Origin of the sequence: Vibrio vulnificus NBRC 15645 = ATCC 27562 (genome assembly GCF_002224265.1) — a bacterium.
Taxonomy (GTDB): domain Bacteria; phylum Pseudomonadota; class Gammaproteobacteria; order Enterobacterales; family Vibrionaceae; genus Vibrio; species Vibrio vulnificus.
In genome coordinates, this window is sequence record NZ_CP012882.1 from 1,091,956 (window position 1) to 1,113,644 (window position 21,689).

The 21,689-nt window shown below is 49.8% G+C and carries 19 protein-coding genes and 1 pseudogene; 8 read left to right on the forward strand and 12 right to left on the reverse strand.

Annotated elements, in window-relative coordinates:
- Nucleotides 1-481: 481 nt before the first annotated feature.
- From cspE to AOT11_RS20550, 8 genes are all read right to left on the reverse strand, one after another.
- Nucleotides 482-694 (reverse strand): transcription antiterminator/RNA stability regulator CspE, encoded by a 213-nt coding sequence (gene cspE, locus AOT11_RS20515; protein WP_011081453.1) that lies wholly within the window; start codon nt 692-694, stop codon nt 482-484.
- Nucleotides 695-998: 304 nt separating this feature from the next.
- Nucleotides 999-2,567 (reverse strand): alkyl hydroperoxide reductase subunit F, encoded by a 1,569-nt coding sequence (gene ahpF / locus AOT11_RS20520; RefSeq protein ID WP_017422672.1) that lies wholly within the window; start codon nt 2,565-2,567, stop codon nt 999-1,001.
- A gap of 136 nt (nt 2,568-2,703) precedes the next feature.
- Nucleotides 2,704-3,261, reverse strand: a complete 558-nt coding sequence (gene ahpC, locus AOT11_RS20525) for an alkyl hydroperoxide reductase subunit C (RefSeq protein ID WP_011081451.1) — start codon at nt 3,259-3,261, stop codon at nt 2,704-2,706.
- 252 nt (nt 3,262-3,513) lie between these two features.
- A complete protein-coding gene (locus AOT11_RS20530; protein ID WP_017422674.1) occupies nt 3,514-4,431 on the reverse strand; it encodes a hydroxymethylglutaryl-CoA lyase in 918 nt (305 codons plus the stop codon).
- Nucleotides 4,428-5,237, reverse strand: coding sequence for an enoyl-CoA hydratase-related protein (locus tag AOT11_RS20535; RefSeq protein WP_017422675.1), 810 nt, complete (start codon nt 5,235-5,237; stop codon nt 4,428-4,430). Before AOT11_RS20535 ends, AOT11_RS20530 begins: the two co-directional genes overlap by 4 nt.
- Nucleotides 5,238-5,263: 26 nt before the next feature.
- Nucleotides 5,264-6,868 carry a carboxyl transferase domain-containing protein gene (locus AOT11_RS20540; RefSeq protein ID WP_017422676.1) on the reverse strand — a complete coding sequence of 535 codons (1,605 nt, stop codon included), beginning with the start codon at nt 6,866-6,868 and terminating at the stop codon, nt 5,264-5,266.
- 38 nt (nt 6,869-6,906) lie between these two features.
- Nucleotides 6,907-8,076, reverse strand: a complete 1,170-nt coding sequence (locus AOT11_RS20545; RefSeq protein WP_017422677.1) for an isovaleryl-CoA dehydrogenase — start codon at nt 8,074-8,076, stop codon at nt 6,907-6,909.
- Nucleotides 8,077-8,141: 65 nt separating this feature from the next.
- Complete coding sequence (locus AOT11_RS20550) at nt 8,142-8,531, reverse strand: MerR family transcriptional regulator (RefSeq protein WP_015728056.1); 390 nt, start codon at nt 8,529-8,531, stop codon at nt 8,142-8,144.
- Nucleotides 8,532-8,725: 194 nt separating this feature from the next.
- Between AOT11_RS20550 and AOT11_RS20555 the strand changes: the two genes are divergently transcribed.
- From AOT11_RS20555 to AOT11_RS20585, 7 genes are all read left to right on the forward strand, one after another.
- Nucleotides 8,726-9,940: a thiolase family protein gene (locus AOT11_RS20555; protein WP_026050809.1), complete on the forward strand. Its 1,215-nt coding sequence runs from the start codon at nt 8,726-8,728 to the stop codon at nt 9,938-9,940.
- Nucleotides 9,941-9,983: 43 nt separating this feature from the next.
- A complete protein-coding gene (locus AOT11_RS20560) occupies nt 9,984-11,477 on the forward strand; it encodes a CoA-acylating methylmalonate-semialdehyde dehydrogenase (RefSeq protein WP_026050810.1) in 1,494 nt (497 codons plus the stop codon).
- Nucleotides 11,478-11,514: 37 nt separating this feature from the next.
- Entirely contained in the window at nt 11,515-12,669 is a 1,155-nt protein-coding gene (locus AOT11_RS20565) for an acyl-CoA dehydrogenase family protein (protein ID WP_026050811.1), read from the forward strand.
- Between the two features lie 26 nt (nt 12,670-12,695).
- Nucleotides 12,696-13,493 carry an enoyl-CoA hydratase gene (locus AOT11_RS20570; RefSeq protein ID WP_017422681.1) on the forward strand — a complete coding sequence of 266 codons (798 nt, stop codon included), beginning with the start codon at nt 12,696-12,698 and terminating at the stop codon, nt 13,491-13,493.
- 21 nt (nt 13,494-13,514) lie between these two features.
- Entirely contained in the window at nt 13,515-14,645 is a 1,131-nt protein-coding gene (locus AOT11_RS20575) for an enoyl-CoA hydratase/isomerase family protein (RefSeq protein ID WP_017422682.1), read from the forward strand.
- A 115-nt stretch (nt 14,646-14,760) separates the two neighbouring features.
- Nucleotides 14,761-15,669: a 3-hydroxyisobutyrate dehydrogenase gene (mmsB, locus tag AOT11_RS20580; RefSeq protein WP_017422683.1), complete on the forward strand. Its 909-nt coding sequence runs from the start codon at nt 14,761-14,763 to the stop codon at nt 15,667-15,669.
- Nucleotides 15,670-15,716: 47 nt separating this feature from the next.
- Nucleotides 15,717-16,475: an SDR family oxidoreductase gene (locus tag AOT11_RS20585; protein WP_011081439.1), complete on the forward strand. Its 759-nt coding sequence runs from the start codon at nt 15,717-15,719 to the stop codon at nt 16,473-16,475.
- Nucleotides 16,476-16,494: 19 nt separating this feature from the next.
- Here AOT11_RS20585 and AOT11_RS20590 read toward each other — a convergent pair whose 3' ends face one another.
- The 3 genes from AOT11_RS20590 to AOT11_RS20600 all read right to left on the reverse strand — a co-directional run bounded on the left by AOT11_RS20590 (nt 16,495) and on the right by AOT11_RS20600 (nt 18,442).
- Nucleotides 16,495-17,178 (reverse strand): RES family NAD+ phosphorylase, encoded by a 684-nt coding sequence (locus AOT11_RS20590; RefSeq protein WP_017428883.1) that lies wholly within the window; start codon nt 17,176-17,178, stop codon nt 16,495-16,497.
- Nucleotides 17,169-17,570: an MbcA/ParS/Xre antitoxin family protein gene (locus AOT11_RS20595; protein WP_017422685.1), complete on the reverse strand. Its 402-nt coding sequence runs from the start codon at nt 17,568-17,570 to the stop codon at nt 17,169-17,171. The genes AOT11_RS20590 and AOT11_RS20595 overlap by 10 nt, the downstream gene beginning before the upstream one ends.
- A 170-nt stretch (nt 17,571-17,740) precedes the next feature.
- Entirely contained in the window at nt 17,741-18,442 is a 702-nt protein-coding gene (locus AOT11_RS20600; RefSeq protein WP_225448807.1) for a substrate-binding periplasmic protein, read from the reverse strand.
- A gap of 370 nt (nt 18,443-18,812) precedes the next feature.
- Here AOT11_RS20600 and AOT11_RS20605 point away from each other — a divergent pair, with 370 nt between their 5' ends.
- Entirely contained in the window at nt 18,813-19,454 is a 642-nt protein-coding gene (locus AOT11_RS20605; RefSeq protein ID WP_017428884.1) for a substrate-binding periplasmic protein, read from the forward strand.
- A gap of 80 nt (nt 19,455-19,534) precedes the next feature.
- Here the strand turns inward: AOT11_RS20605 and AOT11_RS20610 are convergent.
- Nucleotides 19,535-21,637, reverse strand: a pseudogene (locus AOT11_RS20610) (type I secretion system permease/ATPase); the annotation flags it as partial.
- Nucleotides 21,638-21,689 lie beyond the last annotated feature (52 nt).

Sequence of the window (21,689 nt, forward strand, 5' to 3'; positions counted from 1 at the left end):
GAATGCACCTATTTTATTTCCACTGAGTGAAAAAATACTGCCTTGGTTCGATTTTTCACAAAAATCAAAGTTTAAATCGAAAACGCCGAGCTGAGTTTTGAGTGCAACATGTCGCGTTAATATATCACTGTTAAGTTGATGTATTTCTGCTGACCAATTTAAATTATCTTTGTAAATATTAAAGTTTATTTTGAACATGCTTTAAATTTTCTTCCTTTAAGTGTTTTTCACGTAATAGTTGATACCAATGACGTTGGCGAGTTGTTCTACGAGACATAAGTCCTCCGATGAATTTGATTAAATGAATATACAAAACCAATATGACACAGTTGTGTCTACTCCTATTCTGTTGGCAACAAAAAGTCTTTAAAACTGTCGACAAACAGGTCAGAGGTGTTTGATGAAGGTGATTGATTTTAAATGGATTATACGATGGGGCAGAGCAGGAGATGGCGTGGCCGTGGTGACCACGCCATTAAAATTATAGCGCAGTTACGTTTGCAGCTTGTGGGCCTTTTTTGCCCTGTTCAACTTCAAATGTTACGCGTTGGCCTTCTGCCAAAGTTTTAAAACCTGTTGAAACGATAGAGTTGAAGTGAACAAACACATCGTTACCACCGTTGTCTTGAGAAATAAAACCGAAACCTTTCGTTTCGTTAAACCATTTTACAGAACCAGTTACTTTATTAGACATAGATACCTCTAAGTATTAAATTTTTCGATTAATTAATTGCTGATAACAAAAGCTATTATGGGTATAAAGGAAAAGCTGTCGCAGAGGCTAAACGAAGGGTATCGAAAGATAACTGAGATTGAACTTGAACTAAATCTATCATGAATAGCTCATTTGGTAAGAGCTGATGATTACTATACACACTTTTTATTTATTAGATAGCTTTATTTTGTTTTTAAGCAAATTATTTTTTACCATGATTAAAAAATAAAAGAGAGAGGCTTTTAAACCTCTCTCTTTTGTGACAAGTCTTTGATAGCGGGTTTTAGCCTTGCTTACGAATCAAGTAATCAAAGGCGCCCAAGCTCGCTTTTGCCCCTTCGCCCATGGCAATAATGATTTGCTTGTAAGGCACGGTTGTCGCATCACCAGCCGCAAATACACCTTCCAGGCTAGTTTCACCACGGCTACCGATCTCGATTTCGCCGCGAGCAGAAAGCTCAACGTCAGAATCTTTTAGCCACTCGGTATTCGGCACAAGACCAATTTGAACAAAGATACCAGCAAGATCTAACTGCTTGATCTCATCAGTGTTGCGATCTTTGTATTTCAAGCCAGTCACACGTTTACCATCACCAACCACTTCAGTGGTTTGAGCCATGGTGATGATATCGACGTTAGGCAGTGAATTTGCTTTGTTGATCAGCACTTGGTCAGCGCGCAATGTGTCAGCAAACTCTAAAACCGTCACATGTTCTACGATACCTGCAAGGTCAATGGCCGCTTCGATGCCGGAGTTACCACCACCAATAACAGCTGTTTTCTTGCCTTTGAACAACGGGCCATCACAGTGTGGGCAGTACGCCACGCCTTTATTGCGATACTCTTGTTCACCAGGAACGTTCATTTCACGCCAACGAGCACCAGGGCTGAGGATAACGCTGTTACTTTTAAGCGTTGCGCCACTTTGTAGATTGACATGAATTTTGCCATCTTCAGTGTATTGCGCGCCCATCAGCTTTTCTGCTTGCTGCTCTGTGATGATATCAACACCGTATTCTTTTAAGTGCTCACCAAGGTTAGCCGCCAGTTTTGGACCTTCCGTGTGTTTGACTGAAATAAAGTTTTCAATCGCCATGGTATCCATCACCTGACCACCCAAACGCTGAGCAACAATACCGGTGCGAATGCCTTTACGCGCTGCGTAAATCGCGGCGGCTGCACCTGCAGGGCCACCCCCGACAACGAGAACGTCATACGGATCTTTTTCATTAAGGCTTGCCGCCGCTTTTTCTGCAGCGCCATCGTCCAATTTGTTAAGAATTTCTGTCAATGACATGCGGCCTTGACCAAACAACTCACCATTCACAAAGACGCTCGGCACCGCGAGGATGTCACGCTGCTTCACTTCTTTTTGGAACAGTGCACCATCAATCATGGTTGCGCGAATTTTTGGGTTAATCGCCGCCATCATGTTGAACGCTTGCACCACATCCGGACAGTTTTGACAAGAAAGGGAAATAAAGACTTCCACATCCAATTCTTTGTCTAGCTGTGCAATCTGTTCGATGGTTTCTGCATCCAGTTTGATCGGATGACCACCTGAATGCAGCAGCGCAAGAACCAAAGAGGTGAACTCATGACCCATTGGCAAACCTGCAAAGCGAAGCGCAGTGCTTTTCTCTGGGTTAGTCACCGTCATAACGGGCTTGCGTGTGCTCGCAGCATCATCACGGACGACAGAGATCAGCGGGCTTAGCTCTGCGATTTCATTGGCGAGTGCCAGAATATCTTGTGAGCCTTTACTGTCATCTAGGCTGACCACTAAACGGACGTCTTGTTTTAGATTTGTTAGATACTGGGTTAACTGTTGCTTGATCGCTTGGTCTAGCATACTCGAATACCTTTATAGTTTTTTTAAATTGGAGAGCGGTCACTCTGGATATCAGGGGAGAGCGGACCGAGCATTTAGGTCGTCAAGTAAAACGCCCGGCCCACTCTTTAACTTAAGGGGTAATCAACGCAAATGGTTAGATTTTGCCAACTAGGTCTAGTGAAGGTGCTAGAGTTTGTTCGCCTTCTTTCCATTTAGCAGGACATACTTCGCCTGGGTGTGCAGCAACGTACTGAGCTGCTTTGATTTTGCGTAGTAGATCTTCTGCGTCACGGCCGATACCTTCTGCTGTAATTTCAACCGCTTGGATAACACCTTGTGGGTCGATAACGAAGGTTGCACGGTCTGCAAGACCTTGACCTGGGCGCATTACACCAAAGTTGTTGGTGATGTTGCCGGTTTGGTCGCCTACCATGAAATATTTGATTTTGCCGATAGTGTCAGAGCTGTCGTGCCACGCTTTGTGAGTGAAATGTGTGTCAGTTGACACTGAGTACACTTCAACACCGCGAGATTGAAGCTCTTCGTAGTGGTCTGCTAGGTCACCAAGCTCAGTCGGACATACGAAAGTGAAGTCCGCTGGGTAGAAGAAAAATACCGACCATTTGCCCAATACGTCTTGTTCAGTGATGTCAACGAATTTGCCATCTTTGTATGCTGTTGCGCTAAATGGTTTGATAGTAGTGTTAATCATATTCTTGATTTCCTTTAAGTTTGTTAGGTTTGGCATCGCTTGCCTTCGGGAGGTATATTCCCATTCTGACCCATGAAAGGAAAATTGCTTGTGGCTATTCTATTGATAGGCGTTTTCTATTTTACCTAGGGGAACAAAGGCGTTATTTGAAAAGTATTGCCTATTGATGGTGGTTTTTTAATAGGTGATATTTTGCGTGATAGGAACCATTCTCTAAAGCGCTTGTACTCTGCTGGCTTAGGGCTTTCCGGGCTAAGGCTTTCTGGCGAATGAGACTTTTGAGTTCGGTTGCTTGTTGAGCTGCCGGCTGATTTGCCAACCAGTTTGGATGAGTAAATCAAGATCGACACCGGTTTCAACGCCCAATCCTTGACACAGATAGACCACATCTTCACTGGCGACATTACCCGATGCCCCCGGTGCATAAGGGCATCCACCGAGGCCTGCCACACTGCTGTCTACCGTATTGATGCCCATCAGTAGCGATTGATAGATATTGGCAATCGCTTGGCCGTAGGTATCGTGAAAATGCACGGCGAGGTGTTCACATGGCACTTGTTTCATGACTGCATCGAGCATGGTGGCGACTTTACGTGGCGTGCCTGTGCCAACGGTATCGCCAAGTGAGATCTCAAAGCAGCCCAACTGATATAGCGCAGAAGCAATCGAAGCCACTTGGCTGGGCGCGGTTGCGCCATCGTAAGGGCAATCAATGACGGTAGAAAGATAACCCCGCACGGGGATGTTGAGCTGCTTGGCTTGTGTTACTACAGGTTGAAAGCGCGCGAGACTTTCGGCAATGGAGCAATGAATATTGTGCTGGCTAAACCCTTCACTGCAAGAGGCGAAGATGGCGACGTGATCCACTTGGGCTGAGACAGCGGCTTGAAAACCCTGCAAGTTAGGCGTGAGAGCACTGTATTGAACTCCTAGGTTGCGGTGAATTTGATCAAACACGGCGAGAGAATCTGCCATTTGTGGCACACGTTTCGCAGAAACAAACGCGCCCGCTTCGATGCGTGTTAATCCGGTTTGGGATAGGGCGTTGATCAGCGCCACCTTAGTGTCGGTGGAAACAGCGTGCTCGTTTTGTAAGCCGTCACGAGGGCCGACTTCAACAATCGTGACGTCTTTGGGCAGGGTTAGGTTCTCTGCAGAGAAGCGGCTCATTCAAGCTCCCTTTTGGCCGGACACCAACTGGGTAACCTTTTGCTGAAAAATGCATTGAGCCCTTCTTGGCCTTCTTCACTGCAACGAATATTGGCGATCATAGCACTGGTTTTGTCGATTAACGCCGATTCGATGGACATGGATGCGCAATCTTGGCAGAGCTGTTTGACTTGCAGCATGGCTTTTGGACTGTTGTGCAAAAGGCGATGTGCCATCGATTGTGTGGTCTGGGGCAGTTGTGTCTCGTCGTTGACCACAATGTGTACCAAGCCCATTTCCAATGCGTTATGGGCATCAAAGGTTTCGGCACTGATCATGTAACGTCGAGCATGTCGTTGTCCCAAACTTCGGCAGACATACGGCCCAATGGTGGCAGGAATCAACCCCAATTTTACTTCACTCAAACAGAAGCGGCTTTCCGCGGTGGCGATGGCGATATCGCAACAACAAATCAACCCAAGCGCACCACCAAAAGCCGCACCTTGAACACTGGCGATGGTAGGAGCAGGGAAGTGGTCGAGGGTTTGCATCAACTTGGCCAAGCGTTTTGCATCTTCAAGATTAGTTGCTTCGTTTTGCTCTGCCATGGCACGCATCCAGTTGAGATCGGCTCCTGCTGAAAAGTGTGGCCCGTTGGCGTTGAGAATCAAAACCCGCAATTGAGCGTTTGAAGCGAAGGTCTCCAGAGCTTCAATCAATGCGCGGATTAGCTCGGCATCAAAGGCATTGTGCTTTTCAAGCCGATTAAGGGTTAACGTGGCAACCCCTTGCTCATCCATACTGGCCAATAACGCCTGACTAACCATGGGTTAACTCTCCAATTTGTTACTATTTACATGCGGAAAATACCAAACTCACTGTCACCAATCGGCGCATTCAAGCTTGCGCGTAATGCACGACCAACGATGGCGCGAGTCTCGACGGGATCGATGATGCCGTCATCCCACAATCGCGCACTGGCGTAATAGGGATTACCTTGGCTTTCGTAGAGTTCAAGAATCGACTGACGATAATCGTGTTCATCTTGCTCTGGCCAGTGTTCCCCTTGGCGTGCTTTTACGTCACGACGCACTTGTGTGAGCACCCCTGCCGCTTGCTCGCCGCCCATGACTGAAATACGGGCGTTGGGCCACATCCACAACATAGTGGGGTCATAAGCCCTACCACACATGCCGTAATTGCCTGCACCATAGGAGCCACCGATGATCACGGTAAACTTAGGCACATCGGCGCACGCCACCGCCATCACGAGTTTGGCACCGTGCTTCGCAATGCCCTCTGCTTCGACTTTTTTTCCCACCATAAAGCCAGTGATGTTCTGTAAAAAGAGTAGTGGAATTTTGCGTTTTGCGCACAATTCGATGAAATGTGCGCCTTTTTGCGCCGATTCAGAGAAAAGAATGCCGTTGTTGGCCACAATTCCGATCGGGAAACCCAGTAAGTTCGCAAAACCACACACTAAAGAAGGACCGTACATCGCTTTAAATTCGTCAAAGTCGGAGTCATCAACCATTCTGGCAATCACTTCACGAACATCAAAGGAGAGCCGCAAGTTCGCATTGACGATGCCGTAGATCTCATCGGCAGGGTAACGTGGTTCAAGAGCGGGTTTCGGCGCGCGTGGTAGAGAGGGGGCGTTGCAACTCTCGATGGCTTGGCGAGCCAGTTGCAGGGCGTGTAGCTCATCCAGCGCGTAATAATCCGCCACGCCCGATTTTTTGCAATGCACGTCTGCGCCGCCCAGCTCTTCTTCGCTGACAATTTCACCTGTTGCGGCTTTGACCAGCGGTGGGCCACCTAAAAATATCGTGCCTTGTTGGCGAACAATGATGGACACATCGGCCATGGCGGGAATGTAAGCGCCACCCGCGGTGCATGGGCCAAGGACAACGGCAATTTGAGGAATGCCAGCGGCCGACATGCGAGCTTGATTGTAGAAAATTCGCCCAAAGTGATCTTTGTCGGGAAAGACTTCCGCTTGGTGAGGCAGGTTCGCCCCGCCGGAGTCCACCAGATAGACGCAAGGCAGCTGACATTTCATCGCGATCTCTTGCGCTCGGAGGTGTTTTTTTACCGTGAGTGGGAAATAGGTGCCGCCTTTGACCGATGGATCGTTGGCGATCACCATGCATTCGATGCCCTGAATCTGACCAATGCCCGCCACCACGCCCGCACAGGCGATGGGTTCGTCATAGACATTCCACGCGGCAAATTGGCCGATTTCAAGTAGTGAGGTGTTCTCGTCAAGCAGCGTTACGATCCGCTCACGAACCGGTAACTTGCCTTTTTCTCGCTGACGCTGCTGCGCTTTGCTGCCCCCTCCTTGCTTCACTAAATTGATATTCGCCTTCATCCGATGCACAAGCTCGGCAAGGGTTTTGTAGTTCGACTGGTAGAGCGCATCTTCTTTGCGAGCTTTGGTTGGTAAAACAGCCATCTTCTTTCCTTAGCGGGCGTCACTTCGCCTCGCTGAAATTAGCGAGATTCGTTAAACAGCTCTCTGCCGATGAGCATGCGGCGGATTTCCGAAGTCCCGGCGCCGATTTCGTACAGCTTGGCGTCGCGCAGCAGGCGGCCGGTGGGGAATTCGTTGACGTAACCATTGCCGCCAAGCAGTTGAATGGCATCCAGCGCCATTCGAGTGGCCAGTTCGGCGCTGTACAGGATCACGCCGGCAGCGTCTTTGCGTGTCACTTCTCCGCGATCGCATGCGGCCGCGACGGTATAGACGTAACTGCGCGCCGCGTTCATTTGGGTATACATGTCCGCCAATTTGCCTTGCACTAATTGGAACTCGCCAATCGGCTGGCCAAACTGCTTACGATCGTGAATATATGGAATCACCGCATCCAAACAGCTGCGCATAATACCGAGAGGCCCTCCGGCCAACACCACGCGTTCGTAGTCTAAACCACTCATTAATACCTGCACGCCGTGGTTCAGTTCACCCAACACGTTCTCTTTGGGAACAAGGCAATCTTCAAACACCAATTCGCTGGTGTTTGAGCCGCGCATGCCCAATTTGTCGAGCTTCTGAGCGGAGTGAAACCCCGGGAAAGCGCGTTCAATAATAAACGCAGTAATGCCATGAGCCTCCGCTTTGGGATTGGTTTTGGCGTACACCACCAATGTGTGCGCGTCGGGACCGTTGGTGATCCACATTTTGCTGCCGTTGAGCACGAAATGATCGCCTTTCTCTTTTGCTTTCAACTGCATGCTCACCACATCTGAGCCTGAGTTGGCCTCGCTCATGGCGAGCGCGCCAATGTGCTCGCCACTGATCAATGCGGGAAGGTATTTGGCTTTTTGCTGCGCGTTGCCGTTACGGTAGATTTGGTTAATGCACAAGTTGGAGTGGGCACCGTAGCTGAGTGCGACTGAAGCGGAGGTGCGACTGATCTCTTCCATCGCAACGACGTGAGCGAGATAACCCATCTCTGCGCCGCCATATTCTTCACTGACTGTGACGCCGTGCAATCCCATTGCACCCAGCTTAGTCCACAAATGCTCGGGGAAGTGGTTGGCGCGGTCGATGTCTGCCGCCAGTGGCGCAATATGTTCGTTAGCAAAGGCATTGACCTGCTCTCTGAGCAGATCGATGGTTTCGCCAAGTCCGAAATTGAGGGGTTGAAACCTATCTTTCATAGCGCCTCCTGAGCAGCCATGTGGGCGTTCCTACAACTTAATTTCTGTTTGGTTGGGGCATATCGTCATGCCCGCTTAGCGTTTTGCTCGATCTCAATCAGGGCTTGTTGGCAGCGCTGTTTGGCTGCATCAAGCTCGCTCATAACCACGCTAATGTCATCGAGCTGACGCTGCAAAATTGCTTGTTTCTCATCAATAATATTGAGCATTTTGACCAATTGAGTTTCGCTTTGGCGTAAATCATACAGTTCAAACAGTTCACGTATTTCCGCCAATGAAAAGCCGAGTCTTTTCCCTCGCAAAATCAATTTCAGCCGCGTTTTATCACGGCGCTGATAGATTCGGGTGTTGCCTTTGCGCTCTGGTTGCAACAAGCCAACGTCTTCATAGAAACGGATACTGCGCGTCGTGATGTCGAACTCTTTTGCCAGTTCGCTGATTTTAAACGTTTCCATTTCAGACCCCCTTAGAGGTATTTACGCGATGTTGAGGAGCCACTGTAGGCACGCGAGGTGTTCATGAAACTTGCCAATGTTAAAAAAAAGCTTCTTTACGTTTACGTAAATGTTAGTGCTATGCTTACGTAAACGTCAAGAAAGCCGCCAGAGCGAATTTGAGTAAAACGTGTTTCTCGCGGCAGGGAGCAAATATGGCGAAATCGATTTGGATAGTGGCAGCAAAACGTACCCCGATAGGGCGATTCCAAGGGGCGTTGTCCGTGCTGAGTGCACCACAATTAGGCGCTGTCGCGATTCACGCGGCAATGGATGCCGTTTCGTTGTCCGCGCAACAAGTGGATGAAGTGTATATGGGGTGCGTATTGCCCGCAGGGTGTGGTCAAGCCCCTGCACGGCAAGCGGCACTGAAAGCCGAATTGGGTTATTCCACCCCTTGTACCACAGTCAATAAAGTGTGTGGCTCTGGGATGAAAGCGGTGATGTTGGCCTATGATCAGCTCAAAGCGGGTGATAAGTGCTGCATGATTGCTGGGGGAATGGAGAGTATGACCAACGCCCCTTACCTATTGAAAGAGTCGCGCAGCGGTATGCGAATGGGGCATAAAACCACCTTCGACCATATGTTTCTGGATGGATTGCAAGATGCCTATGACGGTCATTTGATGGGCGTTTATGCGCAGCAAATCGCTGACAAACTCAATTACACGAGAGAGCAGATGGATGTTTGGGCCATTCAATCGGCTCAGCGTGCGATTAAGGCGCAGCAAGAGGCGCAGTTCAAAGAGGAAATTACCCCAATTTTTCTCGAAGGGCGCAGCAGCATGACGCTGGATCATGATGAGCATCCAACCACCATTCTGCTCGACAAAATTCCCAAACTAAAACCCGCGTTTGCCGAAGCCGGTACGGTGACGGCCGCCAATTCCAGCGCGATTGCGGATGGCGCAGCGGCGCTGATATTGGCCGATGGTGATTGGGCCGAGAAGCAAGGCTTAACACCGCTGGCGATCATTCGCGGCCACGCAAGCCATGCTCGCTTGCCTGCCGAGTTTACCGTTGCGCCTGTTTACGCGATTGAGCAACTGCTAAGCCAGCTCGATTGGGGAATCGACGAGGTGGATTTGTGGGAGATCAACGAAGCGTTTGCCGTCGTGACACAAATTGCCATCCAGCAGCTCGGCTTGGCCGAAGACAAAGTCAACATCAAAGGGGGCGCCTGTGCGTTAGGCCACCCTATTGGTGCCAGTGGTGCCCGAATTTTAGTCACTTTGATTCACAGCTTGCGTCAGTTACAAGCGTTGGGTACCAATGGTGACGCTAAGTGCCGTCGCAGCGTCAAAGGTGTGGCTGCACTGTGCATTGGTGGCGGAGAGGCCACCGCGATTGGCATCGAAATTCCGGTTTAGTAAAGCGCTAAGCAGCGATGAAAAAGTGAGAAGGAAAGCCAACATGACCCAATCAGTACCTCTTTTTATCCAAGGTTCGTTTGTTGAATCTCAGAGCAACGAATGGATTGATGTGACCAACCCCGCCACCGGCGAGGTGATTGCGCGTCTTCCTTGCGCCACGCCAGCAGAAATGACCAGAGCAATTGCCTCTGCCAGTGAAGCATTCCAATCATGGAAAGAGGTCGCGGTTTCAGAGCGGGCCAGATTGATGTTGCGTTATCAGCATTTGCTCAAAGAAAACCACGAGGCACTGGCGCAATTGCTTTCTCAAGAAACGGGCAAAACCCTTGCCGATGCCAAAGGCGATGTGTGGCGAGGGATAGAAGTGGTGGAACAAGCGGTCAATATTGCCAGCAATATGATGGGAGAGACGGTGGAAAATGTGGCCACTGATATCGACAGCTACTCCCTCATCCAGCCGTTGGGCGTGTGCTGTGGTATTACGCCGTTTAATTTTCCTGCCATGATCCCGTTGTGGATGTTTCCAATTGCGATTGCCAGTGGCAATACGTTTGTACTGAAACCTTCTGAACAGGTGCCGCTGACGTCGGTGCGCTTAGCGCAACTGTTTGCCGACGCTGGTGCGCCGGATGGGGTGTTGCAGATCGTGCATGGGGGTAAAGCGCAGGTCGACTTTCTTCTCACGCATCCTGATGTTCGCGCCGTTTCGTTTGTTGGCTCGGTGCCAACCGCGCAATACATCTACCAAACCGCCACACAAAACTTCAAGCGTGTGCAGGCGTTTGCTGGGGCGAAAAACCATATGGTGGTGATGCCTGACGCCAATAAAGCACAAGTGCTCAGTAACTTAGTTGGTGCCTCAGTCGGGGCGGCAGGGCAACGCTGTATGGCGATCTCCGTGGCGGTGTTGGTCGGCGATGCCAAACATTGGGTGGCGGATCTCAAAGCTGAGTTGGCCAAAGTCAAACCCGGTGCGTGGGACGATGCCAACGCCGGTTACGGACCGTTGATCAGCGCTGCCGCTAAGCAGCGAGTATTGGGCTTGATTGCGGAAGGCAAAGCGCAAGGCGCGGTGTGTGAGCTTGATGGCAGTCAGTGCCAAGTCGCGGGATACCCCAACGGCAACTGGGTTGGCCCAACGTTGTTTAGTGGCGTTACCACCGAGATGAGCATCTATCAGCAAGAGATCTTTGGTCCGGTGCTGGTGTGTCTGGAAGTGGATAGCTTGGAAGAGGCGATTGCACTGATTAATCGCAATCCGTATGGCAATGGCACCTCGATTTTCACCGCCAATGGCGCGGCGGCGAGAAAATTCCAACATCAGATTCAAGTGGGGCAAGTGGGCATCAATGTGCCAATCCCAGTACCACTGCCTTTCTTCTCATTTACCGGCTGGCGTGGCAGTTTTTACGGTGATTTGCATGCTTACGGCAAGCAGGCGGTGCGTTTTTATACCGAGACCAAAACGGTGACCGCGCGTTGGTTTGAAGAAGATCTGCCTAGCGGGCCAAACATGACCATTCAACTGCGTTAACGCCCAATGAACGCCTTGAGGAATGAGGAAAAGAAAGATGGATTTTGAACTCAATGAAGACCAACGCGCCTTTGCTGACACCGCAGCGCAGTTTGCCCAAGAGAAATTAATGCCCAATGCGGCAGTATGGGATGAGACGCAGTTTTTCCCTGTTGAAGTGCTTAAAGAGGCCGGAGAGCTTGGCTTTCTCAGCCTATATGCACCGGAAGAACAGGGTGGATTGGGCATGAGTCGGTTAGATGCGGCGGTCATTTTTGAACAATTGTCGATGGGTTGCACCTCCACCACCGCCTTTATGACCATTCATAACATGGTCAACTGGATGGTAGGCAGTTTTGCCACGCAGGAAGTGAAATCGCTTTACTGCCAAGGGCTTAACTCAGGTGCCTTACTTGGCTCCTATTGTCTGACCGAGCCCAACTCGGGCTCTGACGCCGCATCATTGAAAACCACCGCCGTGCGCCAAGGAGATGAATATCGGATTAATGGCGCGAAAGCGTTTATTTCAGGGGCAGGTGAAACGCAAGTGCTGGTTGTGATGGCGCGCACAGGAGGGGAAGGGGCAAAAGGGGTCTCAGCGTTTGTGGTTCCGGCGGATGCACAAGGAGTCAGCTATGGACGAAAAGAACCGAAAATGGGCTGGAATAGTCAGCCAACCCGTTCTATTACTTTTGATAACGTGCGAATTCCGCTCAATCACCGTTTAGGCGAAGAAGGCGAAGGTTTTCACTTCGCCATGAAAGGGCTTGATGGCGGTCGTATTAACATCGCGACCTGCTCGGTAGGGACCGCGCAACAGGCGCTGAACTTGGCCACGCAATATGTTCAAGAGCGAAAACAATTTGGCCACACGCTCGCCGAGTTCCAGACAGTGCAATTTCGTTTGGCCGATATGGCGACAGAGTTGGTTGCCGCAAGACAACTGGTGCGTTTTGCAGCCAGCAAACTGGATAAGGGCGACCCGGATGCGACAGCGTATTGTGCGATGGCCAAACGCTTTGCCACGGATGTCGGATTTAAGGTCTGCGATGACGCGCTGCAACTGCATGGCGGCTATGGCTACATCAAGGAGTACCCTTTGGAGCGATTTTTCCGCGATGTACGCGTGCACCAAATTTTGGAAGGCACCAATGAAATTATGCGTTTGATTGTGGCTCGTCGTTTGTTGTCACAGCAATCCAATCTGCTCTAGCGGCTAGGAATCTAAGGAGAAAAGGAATGTCTGAGATAATTCCACCGAGTGAAAATGGGATTTCACTCTCCCTCAATGGCCATGTGGCGACGATCACCATGGTCAATCCTCCTGCCAATACATGGACGGCAAACTCTCTGATAGAGCTAAAAAAGACGGTGTTAGCACTGAATGATAACAAGGCGATTTACGCCTTAGTGCTAACAGGGGACGGTGAAAAGTTTTTCTCAGCAGGGGCCGATCTTAAATTATTCGCTTCGGGAGACAAGGGCGTCGCGGTGGACATGGCGCGTATTTTCGGTGAAGCGTTCGAGACACTTTCTGCTTTTCGCGGCGTTTCTATTGCGGCCATTAACGGTTATGCCATGGGCGGTGGGCTAGAAGTTGCGCTGGCTTGCGACATTCGCTTTGCCGAATCGCAGGCGGTGCTCGCTTTACCAGAGGCGAAAGTGGGGCTGCTGCCTTGTGCGGGGGGCACACAAAATTTAACGGCCTTGGTCGGCGAAGGGTGGGCCAAGCGCATCATCTTATGTGGTGAGCAAGTGAGTGCGGAAAAAGCGCTGAGCATCGGATTGGTCGAAGAGGTGGTGGCCAAAGGGGAAGCGCTGAGCGCAGCGCAAGCGTTGGCGCAGCAAGTGGCCAATCAGTCCCCCAGTTCGGTAGCGGCTTGTAAAAAGCTGATTCAGAATACGCGCCAAGCGCCACTGTCGATGGGGCTGATACGTGAGCGCGAACTGTTCATTCAGTTGTTCGATACGCAAGATCAGCAAGAAGGGGTGCAAGCGTTCCTCGAGAAACGCGCACCACAATGGAAGAATCAGTAGTCACGCTGAATAGGAGGCACTATGACAGGCCGAGTCAGCTTTGAAGAATACCCTTGTAGCGAAGGCGATTATCGCATCGCCGTTGCCACACTCGAAAATCCATCAGCCCTCAATGCACTGAGCGAAGAGATGTTGGCTGCATTAAAAACCTCACTGGAAAAATGGCACGAAGACGAGCAAATCATTTGTGTGATCCTCAAAGGGGCGGGTGAAAAAGCATTCTGTGCGGGTGGCGATGTAAGAGCCATGCATCACGTGATGAGCAGCGAAAGCAAAGCGACGGCTCGCGCCTTTCTGACCGACTATTTCACGTTGGAATACCAGTGTGACTACCTTATCCATACGTACACCAAGCCAATCATCGGCTGGGGGGCGGGCATTGTGATGGGGGGTGGCATGGGGCTGTATATGGGCACTAGCCACAAAGTCGTGACACCGCACTCGCGTTTGGCGATGCCGGAAATCAGCATCGGCCTATACCCTGATGTGGGTGGTACTTGGTTCCTCAATCGTCTCGATCCGGGGATTGGCCTGTTTCTCGCGTTGACGGGCGTCATGGTTAACGCCAGCGATGCGTTGAAGATTCACTTTGCCGATCATTTACTGCTGCCAGAAGAATTGGATGTGTTGATGGATCAACTGCAACACGCGCATTGGTCGAGCGCAGAGGATCACTACGAAGTGGTGACCGAGCTTTTGGAAAACTTGGCGGAGCACGCGTTGAAGCATCGCCCTGCGTATCAATTGATGCCTTTTTTCGATCAGATCCAACATGCGATGGAAGGAGAAAGTATTACGCAAGTGGTAGAGAACCTCCTCGCCTTGGAAAGCGACAGTGATTGGTTGAAAAAAGCGCAAGATAACTTGGCGCAAGGTAGCCCAATTACCGCGCACATTTGCTATCGCCAAGCGCGAGACTATCACGAGTTATCACTGGCGGATTGCTTTCGCCTTGAGCTTGGCATCTCGGTACAGTGTGGCTTGTTGGGAGAGTTCCAAGAAGGCGTTCGAGCGCGTCTGGTCGACAAAGATGGCCAACCGAATTGGCTTTACCCCACCGTGGCCGATGTGGACAGCAGCGTCATTGACGCGCTGTTTACCTCATTGTGGTCGGAAGACGCTCACCCACTGGCGCGACTGGGGAAATATTAGTCGCTCGTAGCGCACAAAGCACCTCACTCAAAGCCTTGCTAATCAGGCATTGTAAACAGGCTGAGAATGCAGCACGCGTAGAGTGAAAGCCAAGGGCAAGAACATGGAGAACGTTATGCAAAACATCGGCTTTATCGGACTAGGTAATATGGGCGCGCCAATGGCGGAAAATTTGCTTAAAGCAGGCCATCAGGTCAAGGTGTTTGATCTCAATAAAGCCGCTTGTGAGAAGCTGGCAAAGCAAGGAGCGAGCGTGTGCGCAAACCTTGAAGAGCTTGCCCAAGGCGTGAGTTGCATCATCACCATGTTGCCCGCAGGTGAGCATGTTCGCAGTGTCTATCTTGGTACCCACCAAGGCGACAAAGGACTGTTGGATCTGGTGGCCGAAAACAGCTTACTCATCGACTCATCGACCATTGATCCGCAATCGGCTCGTTTGGTTGGGGAAGAGGCGGCCAAACGAGGTTTGGATTTTGTGGATGCACCAGTTTCCGGTGGTGTCGCAGGTGCTCATGCGGCCACGTTGACCTTTATCGTTGGCGGCTCTGACAACGCGTTTGCTCGCGCCGAAACCATTCTCAAAAATATGGGTAAAAATATCTTCCACGCAGGCCAAGCGGGTGATGGGCAGATGGGCAAAATCTGCAACAACCTGATGCTGGGCATCCTCATGTCTGGGACGTGTGAGGCGTTAAACCTCGGCATCGATAACGGTCTCGATCCGACTGTGCTTTCCAACATCATGCTGCAAAGCTCTGGGCGAAACTGGGCCTTGGAGCTTTACAATCCGTGTCCGGGCGTGATGGAAAACGCCCCCGCCAGCCGCGGTTATCAGCCCGGCTTTATGAGTAAACTGATGCTCAAAGATCTCGGTTTGGGGTTGGATGCCGCAGCGAAGAGCCAATCTTCGGTGCCGATGGGGGCGTTGGCACGCAATCTCTACGCGTTTCACAACGCCGCAGGAAATGAGGAGTTGGATTTCTCGAGCCTATTTGAATTTTATGCCAAGAATAACAATGAGTAAGTGGGTTAAAAGAACGGTGATTTGTTTTATCGATTGAGGGAATCAAAATGCATCTAAAAGAGAGTGTGATTGCGATTACAGGGGCAGGGCAAGGGTTAGGACAAATGATGGCGGTGACCCTTGCACACGCAGGCGCTGAGCTGGCGTTGCTGGATTTAAACGAAGAAGGGCTACGTCATACTCAGGATCAATGCCACATGCTCGGCACCAAAGCGCTGATTTATCCAATGAACGTGACGGATGAAGGGGAAGTGGAACGTACCTTTGAGCAGATCGTCGAAGATTTTGGACAGCTTGATGGGCTGGTCAACAACGCGGGAATATTGCGCGATGGCATGCTAGTTAAAGTGCAAGACGGCAACATCAGCAAAATGTCACTGGAGCAGTTTAACTCGGTGATCAAAGTCAACCTCACTGGCACGTTTTTGTGCGGGCGTGAAGCGGCGGTCAAAATGATTGAAACCGGACGCAAAGGGGTCATCATCAACATTTCCAGCGTGTCCCGCGCGGGCAATATTGGTCAAACCAACTATTCGGCATCAAAAGCCGCGGTGGCGACGTTGGCCACCACTTGGGCCAAAGAGCTAGCACGTTACGGCATACGCGCTGCGGCCATCGCGCCCGGTGTGATTCACACCGCAATGGCGGATCAGATGAAACCCGAGGCGATCGCCAGACTAGAGAAAATGATCCCCGTGGGGCGAATGGGTGAAGCCAGCGAAATTGCACACACGGTGAAGTTCATTTTCGAAAACGAATACATTACAGGACGAGTGCTGGAAGTGGATGGCGGAATTCGGATGTAGCCAAAGTCGAGCGTTATGGCTAAATATCGATATGATTCACTTCGTTAACTTCGGCGATTTTCTCTCCGTCCCAGATCATTTCCAATAAATAGCTCTGGACGATGTCGTCGATAGGCTTCGGAGTGAACAGTGCCCAGCAGGTGCCATCGGCTCGAACGGAAGGGTATTCCACTGCGGCTACTCGCTTCTTTTTCAGTTTTCTGGCTAACTGTTGAGAAGCCACATAACTGTGGGGATCCAAGATTTCGGTTTCGCTGGCACGTACTTTATGAATCGGAGTGGCTGAGTGAGTGACGACGAGTCCGCGAAATAAAAAGCGATCGTAGGCGAGCCCTTCGACATTCGCCCAATATTGCTGTTGATGGTGTTTTACTTCTAATGCAGCCGTTTGTTCACTGGAAGCAAGGTAAAATGCGCCAAACAATCCATCATTGAAACGCCCGCCTTTGGGGGTGATGTGGGTAAATGGCGCCACCGCGTAACTTCGACCTCGTTTGCATTGATAAGGAATTTCATCAGGGTGAATCAACGAGATGTTGCCCAGTTCATCGCGCAACCTCGGATTGGTGAGTGCTTGAATGGCGTAGAGCATTTCAAACTCTTCGGCGCTGGCGACGTCGTCAAATAGGTTGATTGCTGGGTACTTGGTATTGACTAAGCGATGCCCTTGCTGCCTTTTCACTGGACTCTTTTTTACCCCCACAAGCCACCTCTTAACGCATCAATGCGTCGTGCCACTTCGTACAAGTCGGAAAATTTGCCCGATTCAATCACTTCCAACGGTGTGCGACCTGCAAAGTAGTCATTGTTGTTTTTCATGCTCATGAAACCACTGACGTTGGCAGGGTTGCTAAACACAATTCGCAACGCTTGGTGCATGTTCAAAATGTAACTGACCCGCTCAAGTTGATCGTCGCTGAGTTTGGTTGTCTCTGGGTTTGCCTTAAATTTATGATACGAAGACTTCGACAGCTTGAGGATGTTTTGACTTTGTTGAGCCGAGCATCCCCATGAGGAGAGTATTTTTTCTGCCGCTTTGAACCCCACCATCGCGAGGGCTTTGGGATCGTAGCAGTTGTCTTTCGCTAGGCTCATAATGGTGTCTCAATTTGGATTTATTAATAAAAGTAGTCCCAAAATGGAGTTTTGTAAAGCGCGAAGTGCGTGATAGAGAACAGTGCCTAAGCATTAGGTGGCGATAACGATCGCGGTCATGACGAAACGCAACAAAAAGAGTGGAGGAGATGGGGGCTGATTGGCACGATTTAAGGCTCAGATTTTTGGATTCTATCCAAAAAAGCAGCTTCTGATTTCATGATGTCGATATACTCGCCACTATCGAACAGTTGTTGTAGGCCCGCGTTAAAGTCCTGGAGAAGTTGCTTACTGCGTTGCTCATCAAATTTGCTGAAAATGACGTACATTTCGTCTTTTAGGAGATATTTGGGATCGAGTCTTATGTATTCTTGCAACTCTTCTGGGACATAATTTTCAAGGATGTACCAACCGCGTTCGACGCCTGTCGCGTAGGCATCCAGTCTGCCCTTGGCAATTTTCACAAAATTGTCTTCTTCGGCGTTGCTCACTTCGATGTCGATACCGTGTTTTTGTAGAAAAAAAGTGGCGTGATATCCTTGAGTTGCCCCTAAGCGATAAGCATCAAGATCGGAGATCGACTGCCAACTGAACTCACTATCTTTGTGGTAAAAAAACTGTATGCGTTGACTGAAAATAGGATTGGAGTAATAGAAATGCTTTATTCTTTCTTCGTTTTTCATCCATGGAAACGAAGCGTCAAATCGGCCTTCGATAGCATATTGATATGATCGAACCCAAGGAAAATACTCCAACTCAATGGTGTATCCGCGGAGCTCGAATGCTCTTCGAACCAATGTCTCAGATATCTTTAATTCTTGTTGGGGAATAGAACTGGTGTAAGGCTCCCAATCACCGATAGCAAACTTCACCACTTTGTCATTTGGGTCAGCCAGCAAGTGGCAGGGTAAGGCCATTAAAAAGAGTAAGAGTATATAACGCATAATCAATTATGAGTGGATTCTAATGTTCTAAGTTTAGTCGCCTTCTTTGAAGATACCATTATGAGCCCCCTCCTGGGTGGCGAAAACCTCGATAGCAATGAGCTAAATATGAAATGGACGAGTCGGCTTCATTTTTGGGGGAAGTGACTATACTTTGAGATATTCCAACAACACATAGAGGGAACAAACGATGCGCTTATTAAGGGAATTTTTATCGGCTCTTTGGTTGAGCGTTCTATTGGTGGGAATGGCACACGCCGACACAGTCAGACTCGCAAACGGAGAATGGGCTCCTTACATGTCAAAATCGCTCAAAGAGGGCGGTTTTATGACCCAGTTTATTAAAGAGGTGTTCGAAAGCGAAGGTTACCAAGTTGAGTTTGAGTATCTTCCTTGGAAGAGAGGGTATGAAGAAACCAAAGCAGGCAACTTTGATGCAACGTTCATTTGGGGAAGGAGTGATGAAAGAGCGCAAGATTTCTACTTTTCAGATACCGTTATTACGCTGAGCACTGCGCTGTTTCAACAAAAAAGTAAACCCATTATGTGGAACAGTCGCGAAGAACTGGGTAAATACCGCATCGGTGGGGTGACGGGATATGCGTATGGGATAGAAGATTTGGAAGAGCAAGGCAAAATCACCGTACAGAGAATCTCTGACGCAGACAATAACTATAAAAAGCTTAGCGCTGGTCGATTGGATATCGTCCTTGAGGATATGGATGTGGGCATGGAATTTCTCAACAACCTAAAGCTTACAGATAAACTGGAGCCCAACAGCAAGGCGCTGGCAGCCCGAGAGTATGTGGTGTTATTTTCGAAAAGCTCGCCGAAGGCAAAAGAGTTAAAAGAGGCGTTCAACCGAGGTCTAAATAAGTTGATAAGTGAAGGGCGTCTGGACGCGTATCGCGAAGCATCAACGCGTGGTGAGTATAAATAGTACTGTTGAGAGTGAAAACGCGTTTCTAGCGTTTCCACTCTCGGATTTGTTATCAGTGCCTAATGTACGGTATCAAAGAACTATTCGCCCACTTGCTGCTTCCAAAGCTTAGCGTATAAGCCTTGTTGGGCAACTAACTCATCGTGTGTGCCACTTTCGGCAACTTGGCCTTTATCGAGCACAAAAATGTTGTCGGCATGACGAATGGTGTTGAGTCGATGCGCAATACTGATCACCGTTCGGCCACGGCAAATTTCATCCATATGGCTCATGATTGCCGCTTCAGAATTGTAGTCTAGCGCGGAGGTTGCTTCATCGAGCAACAAGATTCTCGGGTCCACCAGTAGGGCTCTTGCCAAAGCAATACGCTGTCTTTGACCACCAGACAGTGCCGCGCCTTTTTCACCCACTGGCTGGTTAAATCCGTGAGGAAGCCCTTCAATAAATTCTAACGCGCCTGCTAACTGAGCGGCGTGGCGAATATCTTCGTCGCTGGCTTGTGGTTTACACAAACGAATGTTGTCCGCCACACTGCCAGAAAAGAGGATACTCTCTTGCAATACCACGCTCATGTTGCGACGCAGAGAAACGGGGTCGGCAATCGCGAGATCCATTCCATCGACCAAAACTTGTCCATGTTGTGGAACGTATAAGCGCTGTAGCAAACGAGTGAGCGTGCTTTTTCCTGAGCCCGAAGGTCCAGTGACGCCGATAAACTGCCCAGGTTGAATCTTGAGGGACAAATTGGCCAGCACTTCTGGTGCATCCTCGTGATAGCGAAAACGAATGTTACTAAACTCAATGCCGCCTTCAAGCTCGGGGACTGAGGCTAAACCTTGTTTACTGTTCTCTCTTGGTTCATCGAGAATATCGCCCACGCGTCTTAAGGCGATGAGCGTGTGCTGAAAATCTTGCCAAATTTGTGCCAGTCGTAAGACAGGTTGCGTCACATGGCCAGCAAGCATGTTGAATGCGACTAATTGACCGGGTGTGATCTCCCCTTTAAGTACTGCGCTCACGCCCCACCAAAGCAGTAGCGCGGCGGTGAGTTTCTGCACCAAAGCGATGGCTTGCCCGGCAACCAACCCCAATTTTTGCGCGTCAAAGCTTCGGTTTAATTGTTGGCTCAGAATACGTTGCCACTGTTCAAGAAAGCGATGTTCTGTGGCCGTGGTTTTGATGGTTTCAATGCCAGTCACAGCCTCGGTCAAAAACGTGGTTGCGTTAGCGTCGGACTCGTACTCCGATTCCACTTTTTTGCGGATCAGCGGCCCTGCAATGAGCCACAGTACAAAGTAAATCACCAAGGAGCCAATCACCAACCAAGTGAGTGTGCTGGCGTAATGAAACATCACGGCAAGGAAGATGGTGACAAAAATCAGATCAAGCAGCAGCATCAATGTCGAACCCGTCAAAAACTGACGGATCTGCGCCATTTCACGTACCCGGGCAATGATTTGGCCGGTTTGACGTTGCTTAAAATAGGTTAATGGCAGGCCGACTAAGTGGCGATAAAGCCGACCTGAAAGCTCGGCATTTACTTGGCTGGCAAGGTGGCCAAACACCGTGTTTCGCAAGTAGCTGTATGCTGGCTCGGCAACGGCCAATGCCAACATCGCCAGCGCCAGCACGTGCAAGCTGGATAAACTGCGCCCAACCAGCACCTTATCGATGACATTTTCAAACAACATTGGGCTAACGAGTGCAAACACCTGTAACGCGATGGCGTAAAGAAACACATCACGCAGTTGGCTCTTTTGCCGTAGAATCGAAGGCGCAAACCAGCTCAGACCAAATTTGACCTCTTTGCTAGTGAGCTGCTCATCGGCGAGCAGCATAACTTTGTGCTCTCGCTGAGATGGGTTTGTCGATACAGGTTGTGCTTGCAGCTGTTGCGTCGAGGGATCATAAAATGTCCAACCCCCTTCGCTGACTTGGGTAATCACTTTCCAGCCATGGTCATGCTCGATAAGGGCGGGAAGTGGCAAAGTATCGAGCGCTTGAGTATACAGCGTGGTGAGTTGGCTTTTGAGGCCAAGATAGTCTGCCGCTTCTCTCATCTCCATGTCACTCAGGTAGGCATGACTTACCCCTAATGCATGCCTAAGCTGCGAGCTGGACGATTTTTTGTGGAACTGTTGGCCAGCGTAAACCACGGCTTCGATTCCCCAGTTATTACGTATGGTTTCTTCTGTTCGCGCTTGCCCTATGGTGTCGATATGCTCATTGGCTGAT